This window comes from Pseudomonas argentinensis (assembly GCF_001839655.2).
GTDB classification, from domain to species: Bacteria; Pseudomonadota; Gammaproteobacteria; order Pseudomonadales; family Pseudomonadaceae; genus Aquipseudomonas; species Aquipseudomonas argentinensis_B.
Genome location: NZ_CP056087.1, coordinates 1,041,462 through 1,062,653, shown reverse-complemented (window position 1 = coordinate 1,062,653; position 21,192 = coordinate 1,041,462). Strand labels below are relative to the sequence as shown.

14 protein-coding genes are annotated in these 21,192 nt (G+C 65.6%); 12 read left to right on the top strand and 2 right to left on the bottom strand.

Annotated elements, in window-relative coordinates:
- Positions 1 to 105 precede the first annotated feature (105 nt).
- The 6 genes from SA190iCDA_RS04810 to SA190iCDA_RS04785 all read left to right on the top strand — a co-directional run bounded on the left by SA190iCDA_RS04810 (position 106) and on the right by SA190iCDA_RS04785 (position 8,888).
- Positions 106 to 1,923: a sensor histidine kinase gene (locus SA190iCDA_RS04810; protein ID WP_070884653.1), complete on the top strand. Its 1,818-nt coding sequence runs from the start codon at positions 106 to 108 to the stop codon at positions 1,921 to 1,923.
- On the top strand, positions 1,920 to 3,305 hold the full coding sequence (locus tag SA190iCDA_RS04805; RefSeq protein WP_070884654.1) for a sigma-54-dependent transcriptional regulator: 1,386 nt from the start codon (positions 1,920 to 1,922) through the stop codon (positions 3,303 to 3,305). The genes SA190iCDA_RS04810 and SA190iCDA_RS04805 overlap by 4 nt, the downstream gene beginning before the upstream one ends.
- Before the next feature lie 327 nt (positions 3,306 to 3,632).
- A complete protein-coding gene (gene dctP / locus SA190iCDA_RS04800) occupies positions 3,633 to 4,628 on the top strand; it encodes a C4-dicarboxylate TRAP substrate-binding protein DctP (RefSeq protein WP_070884655.1) in 996 nt (331 codons plus the stop codon).
- A gap of 162 nt (positions 4,629 to 4,790) precedes the next feature.
- Complete coding sequence (locus SA190iCDA_RS04795; RefSeq protein WP_236101022.1) at positions 4,791 to 5,429, top strand: TRAP transporter small permease; 639 nt, start codon at positions 4,791 to 4,793, stop codon at positions 5,427 to 5,429.
- Entirely contained in the window at positions 5,426 to 6,706 is a 1,281-nt protein-coding gene (dctM, locus tag SA190iCDA_RS04790) for a C4-dicarboxylate TRAP transporter large permease protein DctM (protein WP_236101020.1), read from the top strand. Before SA190iCDA_RS04795 ends, dctM begins: the two co-directional genes overlap by 4 nt.
- Before the next feature lie 265 nt (positions 6,707 to 6,971).
- Positions 6,972 to 8,888: a beta-ketoacyl synthase gene (locus SA190iCDA_RS04785; RefSeq protein ID WP_070885244.1), complete on the top strand. Its 1,917-nt coding sequence runs from the start codon at positions 6,972 to 6,974 to the stop codon at positions 8,886 to 8,888.
- A 305-nt stretch (positions 8,889 to 9,193) separates the two neighbouring features.
- Here SA190iCDA_RS04785 and cysQ read toward each other — a convergent pair whose 3' ends face one another.
- Together cysQ and nudE are read right to left on the bottom strand one after the other, a co-directional pair.
- Positions 9,194 to 10,015, bottom strand: coding sequence for a 3'(2'),5'-bisphosphate nucleotidase CysQ (gene cysQ, locus SA190iCDA_RS04780; RefSeq protein ID WP_070885243.1), 822 nt, complete (start codon positions 10,013 to 10,015; stop codon positions 9,194 to 9,196).
- Positions 10,012 to 10,578, bottom strand: coding sequence for an ADP compounds hydrolase NudE (gene nudE, locus SA190iCDA_RS04775; protein ID WP_070885242.1), 567 nt, complete (start codon positions 10,576 to 10,578; stop codon positions 10,012 to 10,014). The genes cysQ and nudE overlap by 4 nt, the downstream gene beginning before the upstream one ends.
- Positions 10,579 to 10,713: 135 nt before the next feature.
- On the opposite strand from nudE, the gene yrfG reads away from it, so the two are divergent.
- The 6 genes from yrfG to urtB all read left to right on the top strand — a co-directional run bounded on the left by yrfG (position 10,714) and on the right by urtB (position 21,047).
- Complete coding sequence (gene yrfG, locus SA190iCDA_RS04770; RefSeq protein ID WP_070885241.1) at positions 10,714 to 11,373, top strand: GMP/IMP nucleotidase; 660 nt, start codon at positions 10,714 to 10,716, stop codon at positions 11,371 to 11,373.
- Positions 11,374 to 11,685: 312 nt separating this feature from the next.
- A complete protein-coding gene (gene atzF, locus SA190iCDA_RS04765) occupies positions 11,686 to 13,491 on the top strand; it encodes an allophanate hydrolase (RefSeq protein WP_419203890.1) in 1,806 nt (601 codons plus the stop codon).
- A gap of 223 nt (positions 13,492 to 13,714) precedes the next feature.
- Positions 13,715 to 17,341, top strand: coding sequence for an urea carboxylase (uca, locus tag SA190iCDA_RS04760; protein WP_070885239.1), 3,627 nt, complete (start codon positions 13,715 to 13,717; stop codon positions 17,339 to 17,341).
- A gap of 1 nt (position 17,342) precedes the next feature.
- Positions 17,343 to 18,065, top strand: a complete 723-nt coding sequence (locus SA190iCDA_RS04755; RefSeq protein ID WP_070885238.1) for a GntR family transcriptional regulator — start codon at positions 17,343 to 17,345, stop codon at positions 18,063 to 18,065.
- A gap of 59 nt (positions 18,066 to 18,124) precedes the next feature.
- The gene (urtA, locus tag SA190iCDA_RS04750; RefSeq protein WP_070885237.1) at positions 18,125 to 19,390 is read left to right on the top strand and encodes an urea ABC transporter substrate-binding protein; all 1,266 of its coding nucleotides are present in this window, start codon (positions 18,125 to 18,127) and stop codon (positions 19,388 to 19,390) included.
- A gap of 85 nt (positions 19,391 to 19,475) precedes the next feature.
- A complete protein-coding gene (urtB, locus tag SA190iCDA_RS04745) occupies positions 19,476 to 21,047 on the top strand; it encodes an urea ABC transporter permease subunit UrtB (RefSeq protein WP_070885236.1) in 1,572 nt (523 codons plus the stop codon).
- The last annotated feature ends 145 nt before the right edge of the window (positions 21,048 to 21,192 follow it).

Sequence of the window (21,192 nt, the reverse complement as noted above, 5' to 3'; positions counted from 1 at the left end):
TGCCTCGGTTGAGCGCAGCGATACCTGGGGTGTCGCTGCTCGACCGGGCTATCTGGCTGAAAGCTTATGCGTTCATAATGCCTCGGTCTTTCCGGCGCCGACTTCATGAACACGATTTCCAGCACCATTCCCAAACGCCCTCGCTGGCGCAGCCTGGCCCTGCTGGCCTTGTTGCTGGCGCCGCTGCTATGGCCCCTGCATTACGTCGCCGAGCGCTACTACCGCACCGAGCTGACCGAACAGAATCGCCAGACCCTCGACCTGTACGTGGCCAACCTGCTGGGCACCCTGCGCCGCTACGAAGTGCTGCCGCCGATTCTCGGCGACCTGCCGGGCCTGCGCACCGTGCTGACCACGCCGGGTGATGAAACGGCGCAGGCGGCGGCCAACCAGTTGCTCAAGCGCGTGCGCCAGCAGACCGGCGCCGACGTCATCTACCTGATGAACCCCCAGGGCGAAACCCTGGCCGCCTCGAACTGGGATCAGCAGGACACCTTCGTACGTGGCAACTTCGCCTTTCGACCCTACTTCCAGGAAGCACTGGCCGGCCGCCTGGGACGTTTCTTCGGCCTTGGCACCACTTCCGGCAAGCGTGGTTACTACTTCGCCTCGGCGGTCTACGACGGCAACCAGAAGATCGGCGTGATGGTCATCAAGGTCGATCTGGACCACACCGAAAGCCTGTGGGGCAGCACTCCGGAACAGCTGCTGGTGACCGACGGCAACGGCGTGGTGATCCTGACCTCGCGCCCCGACTGGCGGTTTCACGCCAGCCGCCCGCTGGACAAGGCCGAGCGCGCCTCCATCGCCGCCATCCAGCCCTACCCGACCCAGGCACCGCCGCCCCTGCAGCTCGATCCGGACGTCTGGCTGACCCAGAGCCGGGTGCTCGACGAAACCGGCTGGAGCGTCAGCATCCTCGCCCCGCGGATGGTACTCGACCGCTCGGTGCGCACGGTGATGGCCATCGGCGGCGGCGCCCTGCTGGTGCTGATCCTGCTGGTCGGCCTGATGATGCAGCGCCGCCGTCACTACCTGGATCGCATCGCACTCAACACCCGCGCCCGCCAGGAGCTGGAGCAGCGCGTGCAGGAACGCACCCAGGACCTGGAACGCCTCAACAGCCGCCTCAAGCAGGAAGTGCTGGAGCGTGAACAAGCCCAGCAGGAACTGGTACAGGCCCAGGACGAACTGGTCCAGGCCAGCAAGCTGACCGCCCTGGGCACCATGAGCGCGAGCATCAGCCACGAACTCAACCAACCCCTGGCGGCCATTCGCAGCTACGCCGAGAACGCCGGCGTGCTGCTCGACCATGGGCGCACCGAGGACGCCCGCGGCAACCTCAAGCTGATCAGCCAGCTCACCGAGCGCATGGCCTCGATCATCGCCCACCTGCGCGCCTTCGCCCGGCGCGACCGCCACGCGCCGGAAAGCGTGGCCCTGCAGCCGGCCATCGACGATGCCCTGGCACTGCTGGCCAAACGCCGGCGGGCCATGGACGTCGAGCTGATCCGCGACCTGCCCGATGCCACGCTGTGGGTGCAGGCTGGCGAGACGCGCCTGCGGCAGGTGCTCAGCAACCTGCTGGCAAACGCCCTGGATGCCCTGGCCGAGCGCCCGCAACCGCGGCGCATCTGGATCAGCACCGAGGAGCAGGACAACCTGCTCGAGCTGCACCTGCGCGACAATGGCCCCGGCTTCTCGGAAAGCGCCCTGGCCCACGCCCGCGAACCCTTCTTCACCACCAAGACCAGCGCCCAGGGCCTTGGCCTGGGCCTGGCGATCTGTGACACCCTGATGCGCGCCCTGGGCGGCGAACTGCTGTTCGCCAACCACCCCAAAGGCGGCGCGCACCTGATCCTGCGCCTGCGCACCGCCGGCAACGGCGTGAACATCCAGCCGCCCGAGGACTTCCCCGTATGAGCACCATCGACGCCCACACTCAGGTTCTGCTGATCGACGACGACCCGCACCTGCGCCAGGCCCTCAGCCAGACCCTGGATCTGGCCGGCCTCAAGGTCGCCACCCTGGCCGATGCCAAGGGCCTGGCCGAGCGTATCGAACGCGACTGGCCGGGTGTGGTGGTCAGCGACATCCGCATGCCCGGCGTCGATGGCCTGGAGCTGCTCAAGCAGTTGCACGAACAGGACCCGGACCTGCCGGTGCTGCTGATCACCGGCCACGGCGACGTGCCCCTGGCCGTGCAGGCCATGCGCGCCGGCGCCTACGACTTCCTGGAGAAACCCTTCGCCAGCGAAGACCTGCTGGAAAGCGTGCGCCGTGCCCTGGCCCTGCGCCGCCTGGTGCTGGACAACCGCAGCCTGCGCCTGGCCCTGGCCGACCGTCAGCAGCTGTCCGGCCGCCTGGTCGGCCATTCACCGGCCATACAACGCCTGCGCGAGCAGATCGGCTCCCTCGCCGGGATCAGCACCGACGTGCTGATCCTCGGGGAAACTGGTGCCGGCAAGGAAGTCGTGGCCCGCGCCCTGCACGACCTGTCCAGCCGCCGCGACGGCCCCTTCGTGGCGATCAACGCTGGCGCCCTGGCCGAGTCCGTGGTGGAGAGCGAGCTGTTCGGCCACGAGCCCGGCGCCTTTACCGGCGCGCAGAAGCGCCGCATCGGCAAGTTCGAGTTCGCCAACGGCGGCACCCTGTTTCTCGACGAAATCGAAAGCATGACCCTCGACGTGCAGGTCAAGCTGCTGCGCCTGCTGCAGGAACGGGTGGTCGAACGCCTCGGCGGCAACCAGCTGATTCCCCTGGATATCCGGGTGATCGCCGCCACCAAGGAAGACCTGCGCACCGCCGCCGACCAGGGGCGCTTTCGCGCCGACCTGTATTACCGCCTCAACGTCGCGCCGCTGCGCATTCCGCCCTTGCGTGAGCGTGGCGAGGACATCCTGGTGCTGTTCCAGCATTTCGCCAACACCGCCAGCGCCCGCCACGGCCTGCCGCAGCGCGAACTGCAACCCGGCCAGCGGGCCATGCTGCTGCGCCACGCCTGGCCGGGCAACGTGCGCGAATTGCAGAACGCCGGCGAGCGCTTCGCCCTCGGGCTGGACCTGGGCCTGGAGCTGAGCGTCGACAGCCAGCTGCACAACGCCCCGCTGTCCGGCAGCCTCAGCGAACAGGTCGAGGCCTTCGAGCGCGCCCTGATCGCTGCCGAACTGACCCGCAACCACAACTCCCTGCGCAGCCTCGCCGAGGCCCTGGGCGTGCCGCGCAAGACCCTGCACGACAAGTTGCGCAAGCATGGCCTGAACTTTGCCGATGCTGGCGGAAGCTCGCCAGAGGACATCGACTAGATAGGCGGAATCTTGCCGATTGAATGTCGGGTGCCGGCCGAGACTAGCCAGCGTTCGCACTGCCCCGGCGGCGGCACATCGTCGGTAAAATAGATCGAGCCTTGAGCCATCACGCTTTGCGCGCCACGCAAAGCTGTGCTGCGTGATTTTGCCGCAAGCTGGCACAACGCTTGCTCTGCTGCTTATCAAGCGAAAAACAAGTACAAGTCCGGGCCAATCGCTGCCAACCGATCCTGCCGCTCGAGCGGCAATCCTCGACTTGCTCTTGTTCGCTCGTTTTGCGCCTCGGCGCTCAGCCCGATATCCAACAACAAGAGGAAGCATCCCATGTTCAAATTCACTGCCAAGGCGCTGGCTTGTGCCCTGTCGCTGAGCATCGCCGGCCTGGCTCAGGCCGCCGACCCGATCACCATCAAGTTTTCCCACGTCGTGGCCGAGCACACGCCGAAAGGTCAGGGTGCCGTCCTGTTCAAGAAGCTCGTCGAAGAGCGTCTGCCGGGCAAGGTGACCGTGCAGGTCTATCCGAACTCGTCGCTGTTCGGCGATGGCAAGGAAATGGAAGCGTTGCTGCTCGGTGACGTGCAGATCATCGCGCCGTCGCTGGCCAAGTTCGAGCATTACACCAAGCAGATCCAGATCTTCGACCTGCCGTTCCTGTTCAACGACATCGACGCCGTTGACCGCTTCCAGCGGAGCCCCGAAGGCAAGGCGCTGCTGACCAGCATGGAAAGCAAGGGCATCACCGGCCTCGGCTACTGGCACAACGGCATGAAGCAGCTGTCGGCCAACAAGAAGCTGGTCGAGCCGAAAGACGCTCGCGGCCTGAAATTCCGCGTACAGGCTTCCGCCGTACTGGACGAGCAATTCAAGGCCCTGCGCGCCGCACCGCGCAAGATGAGCTTCGCCGAGGTGTACCAAGGCCTGCAGACAGGCGTGGTCAACGGTGCCGAGAACCCCTACTCGAACATCTACAGCCAGAAGATGCACGAGGTGCAGAAGTTCATCACCGAATCCGACCATGGCGTGCTGGACTACATGGTGATCACCAACACCAAGTTCTGGGAAGGCCTGCCGGAAGATATCCGCACCGAGCTGACCAGTATCCTGGCCGAAGTCACCACCGAGGTGAACAAGCAGGCTGGCGAACTGAATGCCAAGGACAAGCAGCGCATCATCGATGCCGGCACCACCGAAATCGTCACCCTGACGCCCGAGCAGCGTGAACAATGGCGCGAAGCCATGCGCCCGGTGTGGAAGAAGTTCGAAGGCGATATCGGTGCCGACCTGATCAAGGCTGCCGAAGCCTCCAACCAGGCCAACTAAGGCTGACCCGGTCCGTATCCGGGCCACTGGCAACGCCGCCTGAGCGGCGGCGTCGCCCGTTTTTCCGACCCCTATGGTTCAAGGCTGCAGCCTGGCTGCCCAGCCCCGGTGTCGCTGCCCCTTACGTCGCTTCGCGACCGCTCTACTGACGGAGAGATTCCCATGCACGCTGTCGCTCGTGTCTGGAATAACCTGGAAGAGTTTCTGGTGGCGTTCCTGCTTGCAGGCATGACCCTGGTCACCTTCTCGTACGTGGTATTCAACAACATCTACGGCGTGTTTTATTCGCTGGGAGATTCGCTGCCTTTCGCCAACGATGCGATGTTCGCCATCGGCGACAGCATCCTCTACGTGGCCCAGGAAATGACCTGGAGCGTGGCGCTGACCAAGGCCATGTTCGGCTGGCTGATTTTCGTCGGCCTGGCCTGGGGGGTTCGCATCGGCGCGCACATCGGCGTCGACCTGCTGGTGCGCCAGTTCAGCCCCGCCAATCAGCGCCTGATGGCCATCCTGGCACTGCTCATCTGCCTGGGCTACTGCGCGCTGATGACCTATTCCAGCGAGCAGTGGGTCGCCGTGCTGTACAGCGTCGGCACCGGCGCCGAGGATCTGGATCGCTTCGGTGTTCGTCAGTGGCACATCGTGATGATCGTGCCGATCGGGTTCGCCCTGATGTTCGTACGTTTCCTGGAAATCTTCATTCGCGTGCTGCAAGGCAAGCAACAAGGCCTGGGCTTGCACAGCGAAGTGGACGATGCCGTGAAGCTGGCTGAAAACGACAAGGCGGAGACACGCGCATGACCATTGCCTTTCTGTTCGTCGCCCTGTTCGTGCTGATGTTCATCGGCATTCCGGTGGCGATTTCCCTGGGCTTGTCCGGGGCCATGACCATCCTGTTCTTCAGTAACGACTCGGTGCGTTCGCTGGCGATCAAGCTGTTCGAGACCAGCGAGCACTACACGTTGCTGGCCATTCCCTTCTTCCTGCTGTCCGGCGCCTTCATGACCAGCGGCGGCGTGGCCCGCCGCCTGATCGATTTCGCCAACGCCTGCGTCGGTCATATCAAGGGCGGCCTGGCCATCGCCGCGATCATGGCGTGCATGCTGTTCGCCGCGCTGAGCGGCTCGTCCCCGGCCACCGTGGCCGCGGTCGGCTCGATCGTCATCGCCGGCATGGTGCGTTCGGGCTACAAGCAGGACTTCGCTGCCGGCATCGTCTGTAACGCCGGCACCCTGGGCATCCTGATTCCGCCGTCGATCGTCATGGTGGTCTACGCCACCGCGACCGAAACCTCGGTGGGCAAGCTGTTCATGGCCGGCGTGGTACCCGGCCTGCTGCTCGGCCTGGTGCTGATGGTGGTGATCTACATCATGGCCCGCGTGCAGAACATGCCGTCGCTGCCGCGCGCTTCGCTCAAGGAGATCCTGGTTGCCGGGCGCAAGGCGGGTTGGGGGCTGCTGCTGATCGTGATCATCCTTGGCGGCATCTACTCGGGCATGTTCACGCCGACCGAAGCCGCAGCGGTGGCCGCGGTATACGCCGCGTTCGTGGCGATCTTCGTCTACAAGGACATGACCATCGGCGAATGCCCGAAGGTGATCATCGAGGCCGGCAAGCTGAGCGTGGTGCTGATGTTCATCATCGCCAACGCCATGCTGTTCGCCCACGTGCTGACCACCGAGCAGATCCCGCAGTCGATCACCGCCTGGGTCGTGGAGCAGGGCTTTTCGCCCATCGAGTTCCTGATCGTGGTGAACATCGTGCTGCTGATCGCCGGTACCTTCATGGAGCCGTCGGCGATCATCCTGATCCTGGCGCCGATCCTGTTCCCGATCGCCATGCAACTGGGCATCGACCCGATCCACCTGGGCATCATCATGGTGGTGAACATGGAAATCGGCCTGATCACGCCGCCGACGGGCCTGAACCTGTTCGTCACCTCGGCGGTCACCGGCATGCCGCTGACCCGCGTGGTACGCGCCGTATCGCCATGGCTGCTGGTGATGCTGGGCTTCCTGCTGCTGGTCACCTATGTGCCGTTCATCTCCCTGGGGCTGCCGAACCTGCTGGGCATGTAACCCGACTCTCGATGTGAAAAAGCCCGGCACCAGTGCCGGGTTTTTTATTTGTGCCCATAGGGTCGATGGCAATCGCTATCCGGTTCGTGCTGACGCTCGCGATAACGGGTAACCTTGTATCAAGTCGTGACTTGTGGGTCATGGATCGCGTCAGCATAGACACCTGAAAAGCCATCATGGCGCTTTGCGCGCGCCGCGCCTCGATCCGCTGACCCGGCACGCGCTCGTTTTGCGTGCCGATCTGAATAGTTTAAGGAGTGTCCGCGTGAAGTCTCGTTTGCCTGTGATCGTCGGTTTCGGTGGCTACAATGCCGCCGGGCGCAGCTCCTTCCACCACGGTTTCCGCCGTACGGTGATCGAATCGCTGGACGAACAGGCACGCCAGGAAACCCTTACCGGTCTGGCGGTAATGACCAAGCTGGTGCGCGTGGTGGATGGCCGTTACCAGAGCCTGGACGGCGAAGCCCTCTCCCCCGCCGACATCGAGCGCCGCTACGGCGCGCAGATTCTCGCCTCGACCCTGGTGCGCCGTATCGAGAAGCAGCACCTGGATCCCGATGCTGCCCACTGGCACAAGAGCATCGCCGTCGGTGGCGAAGCCGGCAGCCTGACCTTCGTCAGCAACCGCAAGCAGCTGCCCGAGCCACTGCCGGCCAACTGGTCGGTCGAGGAGCTGGACGGCAACGAGGTGCGCGTCACCCTGCATGACAACTTTGAATTCAAGGTCGACAGCTACCGTGCCCTGCCGGTGAAATCCGCCGGCCAGTTGCCCACCGGCTTCGAGCCCGGCGAGCTGTACAACTCGCGTTTCCACCCCCGCGGCCTGCAGATGGCCGTGGTCGGCGTGACCGACGCGCTGCGCGCCACCGGCGTGCCATGGCAAACCATCGTCGACCACGTGGCGCCTGACGAAATCGCCGTGTTCGCCGGCAGCATCATGAGCCAGCTCGACGAAAACGGTTTCGGCGGTTTGATGCAGTCACGCCTCAAGGGCCATCGCGTCAGCTCCAAGCAGCTGGCACTGGGCCTGAACACCATGCCGGCCGACTTCATCAATGCCTACGTGCTGGGCAGCGTCGGCACCACCGGCAGCGTCACCGGTGCCTGTGCCACCTTCCTGTACAACCTGCAGAAGGGCATCGAGCAGATCAACGCCGGCAAGGCGCGGGTGGTGATCGTCGGCAACAGCGAAGCGCCGATCAACGCCGAATGCATCGAGGGCTATGGCGCCATGGGCGCCCTGGCCACCGAAGATGGCTTGCGCCTGATCGAAGGCAAGACCGATATGGCCCAGGACGGCGTCGACTTCCGCCGCGCCAGCCGTCCGTTCGGCGAGAATTGTGGCTTCACACTGTCCGAAGCCTGCCAGTTCGTGGTGCTGATGGACGACGAGCTGGCCCTGCAGCTGGGCGCCGATATCCACGGCGCCGCCACCGATGTATTCATCAACGCCGACGGCTTCAAGAAATCCATCTCCGCGCCTGGCCCGGGCAACTACCTGACCGTCGCCAAGGCCGTCGCCGCCGCTGCCCAACTGGTCGGCATCGACGCCGTGCGCCAGCGCAGCTTCGTGCATGCCCATGGCTCCAGCACCCCGGCCAACCGGGTCACCGAATCGGAACTGCTGGATCGCGTCGCCGCCGCCTTCGCCATCGACAGCTGGCCGGTGGCCGCGGTGAAGGCCTTTGTCGGTCACTCCCTGGCCACCGCCAGCGGCGACCAGGTGATCTCCGCGCTGGGCACCTTCAAGTACGGCATCATCCCCGGCATCAAGACCATCGATGCCGTGGCCGACGACGTGCACCAGCAGCACCTGAGCATCAGCAAGGTCGACCGTCACGACCAGCGCATGGACGTGTGCTTCATCAACTCCAAGGGCTTTGGCGGCAACAATGCCAGCGCCGTGGTGCTCGCCCCCCACGTGGTCGAGCGCATGCTGCGCAAGCGCCATGGCGAGGCGGCATTCGGCGCCTACCAGCAGCGTCGCGAACAGACCCGCGCCAGTGCCCAGGCCTACGACGAGCAGGCGACCAAGGGCCAGCTGGAGATCATCTACAACTTCGGCAACGACCTGATCGATGACACCGAGATCGCCATCGACGATGCGCAGATCAAGGTACCGGGCTTCGCCCAACCGCTGGTGTACAAGCAGGATAGTCGCTACAGCGACATGCTCGACTGAAAGGCTTTTAAAAACTACCTGCGTTGCTATCGCTGCGTTAAAAACAGGCTGGATTGCCAGCCCCGTCGGAAGCCGCTTGCGCTAACGCGCTTTAGCGCGGCCCGAAGGGCGAGCGAAGCGAGTAATGCTCATGTACAACAGTACAGTCGCTCGCGCCCCTGGCCGCTTGATTCGCTACGCTCACCCTGTGGGCCAGCCGATGGCTGTTACTACGCTGCGTGGCGTTTCTCGCCTGTTTTAGTGGAGGCGCCTAGCCCTTGCGCTAGCTGCCTCGGCTACGTTTTTAAATAGCCTTTAACTGCTTATCAACCCAGCGCCCGCGCCTCTTCCACGATCAGCCCACGCCAACTCGCATCCGCCGGCAACGCCAGAAAGAACGGATTGAGCAGCGACTCACGCGCCTCATAACGAAGCGGCTCGCCCTGCAGCGTCAGTACCGCACCACCCGCCCCTTCCAGCACGCCCTGCGCCGCGGCGGTGTCCCACTGCGAGGTGGGCGCCAGGCGCGGGTAGAAGTCGGCGCTGCCCTCGGCCAGTTGGCAGAACTTCAGCGAACTGCCGACGCTGACCCGCTCGATATCACCGAAACGGGCCACCAGCGCGGTCAGCAGCTGTTCCTGCAGGGCGCTGCCGTGGCGGCGGCTGGCAACCACGGTCAGGCCGCTGGCCGGCGTCTCGCGCACGTTGATCGCTCGCGGCGGCTCACCCGGCGCGACCCGCCAGGCGCCGAACTCGCGGCCACCGTGGTAGATCACGCCAGTAGCGGGAATGCCGACCACACCGAACACCACCTCTCCACGCTCGACCAACGCCACGTTGACGGTGAACTCCTCGCTGTCGGCGATAAATTCCTTGGTGCCATCCAGGGGGTCGACCAGCCACCAGCGCGACCAGCCGGCGCGCTCGCTCAGGGCGATATCGGCATCTTCCTCGGACAGCACGGGAATGCCCGGCTCCATCGCCAGCAGGCCCTCGGCCAGGATGCCATGGGCCGCCAGGTCAGCGGCGGTAACCGGTGAGGCATCGGCTTTCTCGACCACCTCCACGCCCTGGCGCCAGAACGGCAGAATGGCCTCGCCGGCCTGCTGCACCAACTCCAGCACGCCAGCCAACAACGGATGACTCATCGGGCCAATTCCCCGCGCTGCTCCAGGAGGTCACGCACCAGGTACAGGGCGGCCAGGGCGCGGCCCTCGCTGAACTGCGGGTGCTGGATCAGCGCGGACAGTTCACGCAGGCTGACCATGTCGACCCGCAGCGGCTCCGGCTCGTCGCCCGGCAGGCTCTGTGGATAAAGATCGCGGGCCAACACCACCTGGATCTTCTGGCTCATATAGCCCGGCGATAGACTCAGTTCGGTGAGATGCTCCAGCTTGCGTGCGCCGAATCCGGCCTCCTCCTGCAGCTCGCGATTGGCGGCATCGAGCACGTCTTCATCGGGCTCGATCAGGCCCTTGGGCAGCGACAGTTCGTACTCGCTGGTGCCGCCGCAGTATTCCTCCACCAGCAGCACGTGCTCGTCATCGGCCATCGCCACGATCATCACCGCGCCATGGCCGGTGCCGCGCCCGACCAGCCGCTCATAGGTGCGCTCGGCGCCGTTGCTGAAGCGCAACTGGATCTCCTCGACGCGGAACAGGCGGCTGCTGGCGACGATCTCGCGGGCGATGACGGTGGGCTTCTGACGCATGGGTGAGTCCTGCTGCTGGGCTGACCGGAACGGTTATCATACCGCGCCTGCCCCGAATGTCTGCGCCCTCGGCGTAGCATTTGACGACCTGCGGGCACCCTTCGCTCCGTTTTCACCTCGAGAGAGTTACCTCGCATGAACCTGCCCTGGTCCGATATCGACACCGTATTGCTGGACATGGACGGCACCCTGCTCGACCTGCACTTCGACAACCACTTCTGGCTCGAACACCTGCCGCAGCGCTATGCCGAGCACCATGGCGTCAGCCGCGCCCTGGCCGATGCCGAATTGCAGCCGCTGTTCACCGAGCATACCGGCCAGCTGAACTGGTATTGCACGGACTTCTGGAGCCGCGAGCTGAAGCTGTCGATCAAGGACCTCAAGCGCGAAGTCGCCGACCTGATCGCCCTGCGCCCGGATGCCGACACCTTTCTCGCCGCCATCCGCCAGGCCGGCAAAAGAGTGGTGATGATCACCAACGCCCACCGCGACTCACTGTCGCTGAAACTGGAGCGCATCGAACTGGCGCCCTACTTCGACCGCATGATCAGCTCCCACGATTACGGTTACCCCAAGGAAGACCAGCAGTTCTGGTCGGCCCTGCAACAGGACCTGGCCTTCGACCCGGCGCGCAGCCTATTCATCGACGACAACCTGCCCATCCTGCGCAGCGCCGGGCGCTTTGGCGTCAGGCACTTGCTGGCGGTGTACGAACCCGATAGCCGCAAGGGCGTGAAGGACACCGAGGAGTTCGAGGCGGTGAAGGACTACCGGGCGTTGTTGCAGGGCCTGTGAGTCAGCACATCAGTTGGCTCCCACAGATGTAGGGTGGACAACGCTTTTTTTTGTCCACCACTGCGATTGCAAGCGGTGGATGGGTGAAGCGTCAGCTACGCGCTCCGATGCACCCTAGGAATGGCTGCTTCTGCCTTACTCCTGCCCATGCTCACACCGCACCAAAAGGCTTCGCTTTCGCCCCGTCGCGGTGCGGAAACAAGCCAGAAACTCATAAAGAATAAATAAAATCCATATAAATCAATAAATTAAAAACTGGCACCGCAATTGCTCTAGTGATTTCAACTTGGATACAAGATGGAATCTCAGCGCATGCCCTACGCCTCCTTCGCCTTTACCCTCGCCGATTGGCAACAGGCTTACCGTGACGCCGCCCAGCCTGCCGATTTGCTGCATGGCCTGCTCGCCGAGCTCGGCACTGCCGACAATGCCTGGATCAGCCTGGCCAGCGCCGCGCAGCTCGACGCGCAGTTAGCCGACCTGCAGGCGCTGCTCGACCAGGCCGAAGGCCAGCGGAGCAAGCTGCCACTCTACGGCGTGCCCTTCGCCATCAAGGACAATATCGACGCCGCCGGCTGGGCCACCACGGCCGCCTGCCCCGAGTTCGCCTATACAGCCGAAGCCGACGCCACGGTGGTCGCCCGCCTGCGCGCCGCCGGCGCCATCCTGATCGGCAAGACCAACCTCGATCAGTTCGCCACCGGCCTGGTCGGTACCCGCTCGCCCCATGGGGCGGTGGTCAACAGCTTCAACGCCGATTACGTCAGTGGCGGCTCCAGCTCCGGCTCGGCCAGCGTAGTGGCACGTGGCCTGGTGCCCTTCTCCCTGGGCACCGACACCGCCGGCTCGGGCCGTGTGCCGGCGGGCTTCAACAATATCGTCGGGCTCAAGCCGACCAAGGGCTGGCTACCGAACACCGGCCTGGTGCCGGCGTGCCGCACCGTCGACTGCATTTCGATCTTCGCCCTGACGGTGGGCGATGCTGAAACCGTGGCCGGCATCGCCGGTGGCTACGACGCCGCCGACGCCTACTCGCGCAACAATCCCAACAGTGCCCCGGTGGGCATGCCGGCCGCGCCGACCTTCGCCGTGCCGGACAGCCTGGAGTTCTTTGGCGATACCCAGACCCGGGCGGTGTTCGAGCAGGCGCTGGAGCAGTTGAAAAGCCTGGGCGTGACCTTCAAGACCCTCGACTTCAGCCCGTTCCGCCAGTTGGCCGAGCAGCTCTATTACGGCCCCTGGGTCGCCGAGCGCACGGTTGCCGTGGAAGGCGTCGACCCGGCGCATATCGACCCGGTGGTGCGCGGCATCGTCGAAAGTGGCCACCAGTACAGCGCCTGCGATGCCTACAAGGCCGAGTACCTGCGCGCCGAGCTGAGCCGCACCATCAACGACGCGCTGGCGGGCTTTGACGCGCTGGTAGTGCCCACCTCGCCGACCATTCGCAGCCTCGCCGAAATGCAGCAGGAGCCGGTGCTGTTCAACAGCCAGTTCGGCACCTACACCAACTTCACCAACCTCGCCGACCTCTCTGCCCTGGCAATGCCCGCCGGCCTGCGTGACGACGGCCTACCCGCCGGCATCACCCTGCTCGCCCCGGCCTGGCACGACCGCGCCCTGGCAGCTTTCGGCAAACGCTGGCAGGCCAGCCTGGAACTGCCACTGGGCGCCACCGGCCGCGCGCTGCCAACCCACACGCCAGCCGCCGCGGTGCCGGCCGGCAGCGTGCGGGTCGCGGTGGTCGGTGCACACCTGACCGGCATGCCGCTGAATTTCCAGCTGACCACCCGCGACGCGGTGCTGGTCGAGCAGACCCTGACCTCGCCGGATTACCGCCTCTACGCCCTGGCCGGCACCGTGCCGCCAAAACCGGGCCTGGCGCGCAGCGCCGACGGCACCTCGATCATCGTCGAGCTGTGGGACATCCCCCTGGCGCGCTTTGGCGAGTTCGTCGCCGAGATCCCCGCGCCGCTGGGCATCGGCAACCTGACCCTGGCCGATGGGCGCAGCGTGAAGGGCTTTATCTGCGAGCCCTGGGCGCTGGGTGATGCCCGCGACATCACCAGCTTCGGCGGTTGGCGCGCCTTTATCGCCAGCCAGCAAGCCGCCAAGCACTGAAACCGCTGGGTGGATGGCCGAAGCCATCCACCCACGAACAGCTGGTGGAAAACGCTTCGCGGTTTTCCACGGGGTAGCCATCCACCCTACGTCGAGGACACGAACATGTTCCATACCGTACTGATCGCCAACCGCGGGGACCAGCTGCGCAGCAGCGCAGCGACGAGGTCAAAGTGCCGGATGGGCGTAGCCCGTCACGGCGATCTCGCCACGGAGAACCGCCATGTTTGAAACAGTGTTGATCGCCAACCGCGGGGAGATAGCCGTCCGTGCCATCCGCACCCTCAAGCGCCTCGGTGTGAAGAGCGTGGCGGTGTATTCCGATGCCGACCGCAACGCCCAGCATGTGCGCGATGCCGACGTGGCGGTGGCCCTGGGCGGCGACAAGGCCACCGACAGCTACCTGCGCATCGACAAGATTCTCGCCGCCGCCAGGGACACCGGCGCCCAGGCGATCTACCCCGGTTATGGCTTCCTCTCCGAGAGCGCCGAGTTCGCCGAGGCCTGCGAAAGCGCTGGCATCGCCTTCGTCGGCCCCAATGCCCTGCAGATCCGTGAGTTCGGCCTCAAGCACCGCGCCCGTGAGCTGGCTGCCGAGGCCCAGGTGCCGATGGCGCCCGGCACCGGCCTGCTGCACAGCCTCGACGAAGCCCTGGCCGCCGCCGAAGGCATCGGCTACCCGATCATGCTCAAGACCACTGCCGGCGGTGGCGGTATCGGCCTGACCCGCTGCGCCGACGCCGTGGCCCTGGCCAGCGCCTACGACAGCGTCAAGCGCATGGGCGAGCAGTTCTTCAGTGATGCCGGCGTATTCATCGAGCGCTTCGTCGATCAGGCGCGGCACGTCGAAGTACAGATTTTCGGTGACGGCAACGGCCGCGTGGCCGCCCTCGGCGAGCGCGACTGCTCGCTGCAGCGACGCAACCAGAAGGTGGTCGAGGAAACCCCGGCGCCAAACCTGCCCCAGGCCACCCGTGAGCGCCTGCACGCCGCCGCCGTGCAACTCGGCGAGTCGGTGAACTACCGCAGCGCCGGCACCGTGGAATTCATCTACGACGCCGCCCGCGACGATTTCTACTTTCTCGAAGTGAACACCCGCCTGCAGGTCGAGCACCCGGTCACCGAGATGGTCACCGGCCTGGATCTGATCGAATGCATGCTGCTCGTGGCCGCCGGCGACGAGCTGGACTGGGCGGCCCTGAACCGCGCGCCGCAAGGTGCCGCCATCGAGGTGCGCATCTACGCCGAGGACCCGCTGAAGAACTTCCAGCCCAGCCCGGGCGTGCTCACCGACGTGCATTTCCCGGATGACGTGCGGGTCGACGGCTGGGTCAGCACCGGCAGCGAAGTGTCGGCCTTTTACGACCCGATGATCGCCAAGCTGATCGTTCACGCACCGACCCGCGACCAGGCCATCGCCAAGTTGCAGAAAGCCCTGGGTGAAACCCGCCTGCACGGCATCGCCAGCAACCTCGATTACCTGCGCCAGGTGGTGGCCGAGCCGCGCTTCCACAGTGCGCAGATCTGGACGCGCCTGCTCGACACCTTCAACTACACAGCCCAGGTGGTCGAGGTGCTGGAGCCCGGCACCTACAGCAGCGTGCAGGACTTCCCCGGTCGCCTCGGCTACTGGGACATCGGCGTGCCGCCGTCCGGGCCGATGGACGACTACGGCTTCCGCCTGGCCAACCGCATCGTCGGCAACCACGAGAGCGCCGCCGGCCTGGAATTCACCCTGCAGGGCCCGAGCCTGCGCTTTCACAGCGATGCGCTGATCGCCCTCGCCGGTGCCGACTGCCCGGCCGAACTGGATGGCGAAGCCGTACCCTATTGGGCGCCAGTCGCCATCAAGGCTGGTCAGGTGCTCAAGCTCGGCCGCGCGCAAAGTGGCTGCCGCACCTACCTCGCCGTGCGCGGCGGCTTCGATGTGCCGGTGTACCTGGGCAGCCGCTCGACCTTCGCCCTCGGCCAGTTCGGTGGCCATGCCGGCCGCACCCTGCGCACCGCCGACATGCTGGCCATCTCCCAGGATCTGCCGGCCTGCACCACGCCGGCGCCGGTCAGCGAGCCGCAGGCGCTGGATGCCAGCCTGATTCCCGCCTACGGCACCACCTGGAACATCGGCGTGCTCTACGGCCCCCACGGCGCGCCGGACTTCTTCACGCCTGAAGCCATCGAGCAGTTCTTCGCCGCCGACTGGCAGGTGCACTACAACTCCAACCGCCTGGGCGTGCGCCTTTCCGGGCCGAAGCCGAGCTGGACCCGCGCCGACGGCGGCGAAGCCGGGCTGCATCCGTCCAACGTGCATGATTGCGAATACGCCATCGGTGCCATCAATTTCACCGGCGACTTCCCGGTGATCCTCACCAAGGATGGCCCCAGCCTGGGCGGCTTCGTCTGCCCGGTGACCATCGCCAAGGCCGAGCTGTGGAAGGTCGGCCAGGTCAAGCCGGGCGACACCCTGCGCTTTCACCCGATCAGCTTCGAGCAGGCCCAGGCCCTGGAGCAGGCGCAACTGGCCAGCCTGCAAAGCCTCAGCGCGGTCAGCGCGGTGCAATTGCCGGCGCCGAGCCTGCAGCCGGGCGAAACGGTATCGGCCACCATCCTCGCCGAGCTGCCGGCCGATGGCAACCGCCCGCGCGCGGTCTATCGGCAGGCGGGCGATGCCTACATCCTGCTCGAATATGGCGACAACGTGCTCGACCTGGCGCTGCGCCTGCGCGTGCACCTGTTGATGGAAGCACTCAAGGCTCAGCCCCTCGCCGGCCTGGAAGAACTGGCGCCCGGCGTGCGCTCCCTGCAGCTACGTTACGACAGCCGCGTGCTGCACCAGCAGGCGCTGCTCGATCACCTGCTGGGCCTGGAAGCCAACCTGGGCGACGTGGCAGACCTCAAGGTGCCGACCCGTATCGTCCACCTGCCGATGGCCTTCGAGGACAGCGCCACCCTGGCCGCCGTCACCCGCTACAGCGAGACGGTGCGCAGCCAGGCACCCTGGCTGCCGAACAACGTCGACTTCATCCAGCGCGCCAATGGCCTGGCCACCCGCGAGGCAGTGCGCGACATCCTGTTCGAGGCCAGCTACCTGATTCTCGGCCTCGGTGACGTCTACCTCGACGCGCCCTGCGCCGTGCCGCTCGACCCGCGCCACCGCCTGCTCAGCTCCAAGTACAACCCGGCGCGCACCTACACCGCCGAAGGCACCGTGGGCATCGGCGGCATGTACATGTGCATCTACGGCATGGACTCGCCCGGCGGCTATCAGCTGGTCGGCCGCACCCTGCCGATCTGGAACAAGTTCGTGAAGAACGCCCAGTTCGCGGGCGGCCAGCCGTGGCTGCTGCACTTCTTCGACCAGGTGCGCTTCTACCCGGTCAGCGAGGCCGAGCTGGACGAATTCCGCGAGGCGTTCCGCGAGGGCCGGGCGCAGATCAGGATCGAGCAGAGCACCTTCGATTTCGCCGAGTACCAGGGCTTCCTGGCCGACAACGCGACGAGCATCGACGCCTTCCAGCGCCAGCAGAAGCAGGCCTTCGACGCCGAAGTGCAGCTGTGGCGCGACGACGATGCCGACAGCCACACCGCCCCAGCGGCGGGCCTGGACGATGACGAAGCCATCGACGGCCATCTGGTCAGCGCCGACATGTGCGGCAGCGTCTGGAAGGTGCTGGTCGAGCCCGGCCAGTACGTCGAGGCCGGCGCCACCCTGCTGGTGGTCGAGGCGATGAAGATGGAGCTGGCCGTGCTCGCGCCGCTGGCCGGCACGGTCAAGGCCGTGCGCTGCCAGCCGGGCAAGGCGGTCACCCCGGGTGACGCACTGCTGGTGCTCGAACCGGGCGAGGCCGCCTGAGATGCAACTGGTCGACCCGATCAGGCGCGGCAAGGAGCGCCCGGAGAACCTCGCCGAGCGCATCTACGGGCAGCTCAAGGACGACATCTTCGAGTTTCGCCTGCTGCCCGGTGACCGCTTCAGCGAAGGCGAAGTCGCCGAGCGCATGGCGGCCAGCCGCACACCCGTGCGCCAGGCGCTGTATCGCCTGGAGCGCGAGGGCTACCTGGAGGTGTATTTCCGCAGCGGCTGGCAGGTCAAGCCGTTCGACTTCGCCCACTTCGAGGAGCTGTACGACGTGCGCATCGTCCTCGAACAGGCGGCGGTCAAGCGCCTCTGTGACCGCGAGGCCGGGGAAACGCCCGCACCGCTGGATGAGCTGAAGCGCATCTGGATGGTGGCGCCCGAACAGCGCCTGGAAGATGGCCGCGAAGTGTCACGGCTCGACGAGCGCTTCCACTGCCAGTTGGTGGAGGCCACCGGCAACCGCGAGATGGCCCGCCTGCACGGCGAGGTCAGCGAGAAGATCCGCATCATCCGCCGCCTGGATTTCACCCAGACGCCGCGGGTGCAAGCCACCTACGACGAACATGCACGGATTCTCGGCGCGATCCTGTCGCGCCGCTGCGAAGAGGCACAGCTGTTGCTCAAGGCCCACATAGAGGTCAGCAAGGCGGAAGTGCGCAAGATCACCCTGCACATGCTGCACAGCGCTCGCGAGCGCGCCGTGCGAGCACAGGGCTGAGCGATGTCCTTGACCAACTGCCAACAACACATAACTCGTTAGTGAATGGAGATCGAACCATGCAACGTCGCAGCCTGATCAAGGCCTTCACCCTGTCCGCTTCCATCGTCGCCATGGGCCTGAGCTGGACCGTACAGGCCGCCGAAACCATCAAGGTCGGCATCCTGCACTCGCTGTCCGGCACCATGGCCATTTCGGAAACCTCCCTGAAAGACATGGCGCTGATGACCATCGACGAGATCAACGCCAAGGGCGGTGTGCTCGGCAAGCAGCTCGAGCCGGTGGTGGTCGACCCGGCGTCCAACTGGCCGCTGTTCGCCGAGCGTGGCCGCCAGTTGCTGACCCAGGACAAGGTCGCGGTGACCTTCGGCTGCTGGACCAGCGTATCCCGTAAATCGGTGCTGCCGGTCTACGAGGAACTCAACGGCCTGCTGTTCTACCCCGTGCAGTACGAAGGCGAAGAGATGTCGCCGAACGTCTTCTACACCGGCGCCGCGCCGAACCAGCAGGCGATCCCGGCGGTGGAATACCTGCTCAGCGAAGACGGCGGCGCCGCCAAGCGCTTCTTCCTGCTCGGTACCGACTACGTCTACCCGCGCACCACCAACAAGATCCTGCGCGCCTTCCTGCACAGCAAGGGCGTGCAGGACAAGGACATCGAAGAGGTCTACACGCCGTTCGGTCATAGCGACTACCAGACCATCGTCGCCAACATCAAGAAGTTCTCCGCCGGCGGCAAGACCGCGGTGGTCTCCACCGTCAACGGCGACTCCAACGTGCCGTTCTACAAGGAGCTGGCCAACCAGGGCATCGAAGCCACCGACGTGCCGGTGGTGGCCTTCTCGGTCGGCGAGGAAGAGCTGCGCGGTATCGACACCAAGCCGCTGGTTGGCCACCTGGCGGCCTGGAACTACTTCCAGTCCGTGGAGAACCCGGTCAACGAGAAATTCGTCGCCGACTGGAAGGCCTACGCCAAGGCCAAGAAGCTGCCGAACGCCGACACCGTGGTGACCAACGACCCGATGGAAGCCACCTACGTGGGCATCCACATGTGGGCCCAGGCGGTCGAGAAGGCCGGTACCACCGACGTCGACAAGGTACGCGCCGCCATGGCCGGCCAGGAGTTCGCGGCACCAAGCGGCTTCACCTTGAAAATGGACGAGAAGAACCACCACCTGCACAAGCCGGTGATGATCGGCGAAGTCCAGGACGACGGCCAGTTCTCGGTGGTCTGGGAAACCGAAGGGCCGATCCGCGCCCAGCCGTGGAGCCCGTACATCGAAGGCAACGACAAGAAAGGCGACACCCCGGTGAAGTCGAACTGAGCCGAGCCGCCGCGCAGGCGCCGGAGGACAAGTCGTCCTTCGGCTCCGCCGCTCCCGTCAGCAACGGGATACCAAGGACACGCCAATGCCTTATGCCTTTGCCCGAATTCTCTTGAGCCTGCTGCTCCTGCTGCCGTTTGCCGCCCAGGCAGGCGAAGCCGACGATTTCGTCGCCGCCAGCCCGGCGCAGCAAGCCAAGCTGCTGGAAAGCTGGGCTGCCATGCCCGACCTGAAGCGCCAGCCGCTGCTCGATGCGCTGCAGCAGGGCCGCGTGGCCGCTGACGGCGACAAGCGCGCCTTCGTCGAAACCGACGCCGGCTACCGCGCCGCCGAAGGCGATGCCGAGCCGCAAGGCACGCCGCGCAAACTGCGCCTGAACAATCGCCTGCGTGGGCTGATCGCCAACGCCCAGGCCAGCCATGGGTTGCTCGCCGAGGATGCAGCGGTGCGCCTGAGCGCCGCCCGGCAATTGCAGAAGAGCGCCCAGCCGGCGCAACTGCCGCTGCTCGCCCAGGCGCAGGCCAAGGAAGACGACGACGCCGTACGCGACGCCCTCACCCTTGCCCTGGCCAATCTGCAACTGGTCGATGCCAACCCGGCGGTGCGCCTGGCAGCCGTGCGCCTGCTCGGCGAAACCGGCGAACCGCTGGCCCGCACCCGCCTGGAAACCCTGCTGGAACCCGGCGTGGAGAGCGACGCCGGGGTGCGCACCGCCGCGGAGACCAGCCTCGCCCAGGTCAAGCGCAAGCTGCTGATCGGCGAGCTGCTCGGCCAGGCATTCAGCGGCATGAGCCTGGGCTCGATCCTCTTGCTCGCCGCCCTTGGGCTGGCCATCACCTTCGGCCTGCTGGGGGTGATCAACATGGCCCATGGCGAGATGCTGATGCTCGGCGCCTATTCCACCTACATGGTGCAGATCCTCTTCCAGCGCTTCGCTCCCGAGGCCCTGGCGCTGTACCCGCTGGTGGCCCTGCCGGTGGCCTTCTGCGTGACCGCGGTGATCGGCATGGCCCTGGAGCGCACGGTGATTCGCCACCTCTACGGCCGCCCGCTGGAAACCCTGCTGGCCACCTGGGGCATCAGCCTGATCCTGATCCAGCTGGTACGCGTGCTGTTCGGCGCGCAGAACGTCGAGGTGGCCAACCCCTACTGGCTGTCCGGGGGCATCCAGATGCTGCCCAACCTGGTGCTGCCGTACAACCGCATCGTGATCATCGGCTTCGCCCTGGCCGTGGTGGTGCTGACCTGGCTGCTGCTCAACAAGACCCGCCTGGGTCTCAACGTGCGCGCCGTCACCCAGAATCGCAACATGGCCGCCTGCTGCGGCGTGCCCACCGGCCGCGTGGACATGCTGGCCTTCGGCCTCGGCTCAGGGATAGCCGGTCTCGGCGGCGTGGCGCTGAGCCAGATCGGCAACGTCGGCCCCGACCTCGGCCAGAGCTACATCATCGATTCCTTCCTGGTGGTGGTGCTCGGCGGCGTCGGCCAGCTGGCCGGCAGCGTCATGGCTGCCTTCGGCCTGGGCATCGCCAACAAGATCCTCGAACCGCAGATCGGCGCCGTGCTCGGCAAGATCCTTATCCTCGCGCTGATCATTCTGTTCATCCAGAAACGTCCGCAGGGCCTGTTCGCCTTGAAAGGGAGGGTGATCGATTGAACCGCACTCTTGACCTCGACGCTGTGAGAGCTGGCCCTACCAGCGACTGCGTCCCCGCTATCGTTCGCGCGCAGGGCGCGCTTGCACGGGTCGTTTTATGGGGGATCCACCGATGAACGCCGCCAACCAAACGCTGCTGGCCCGC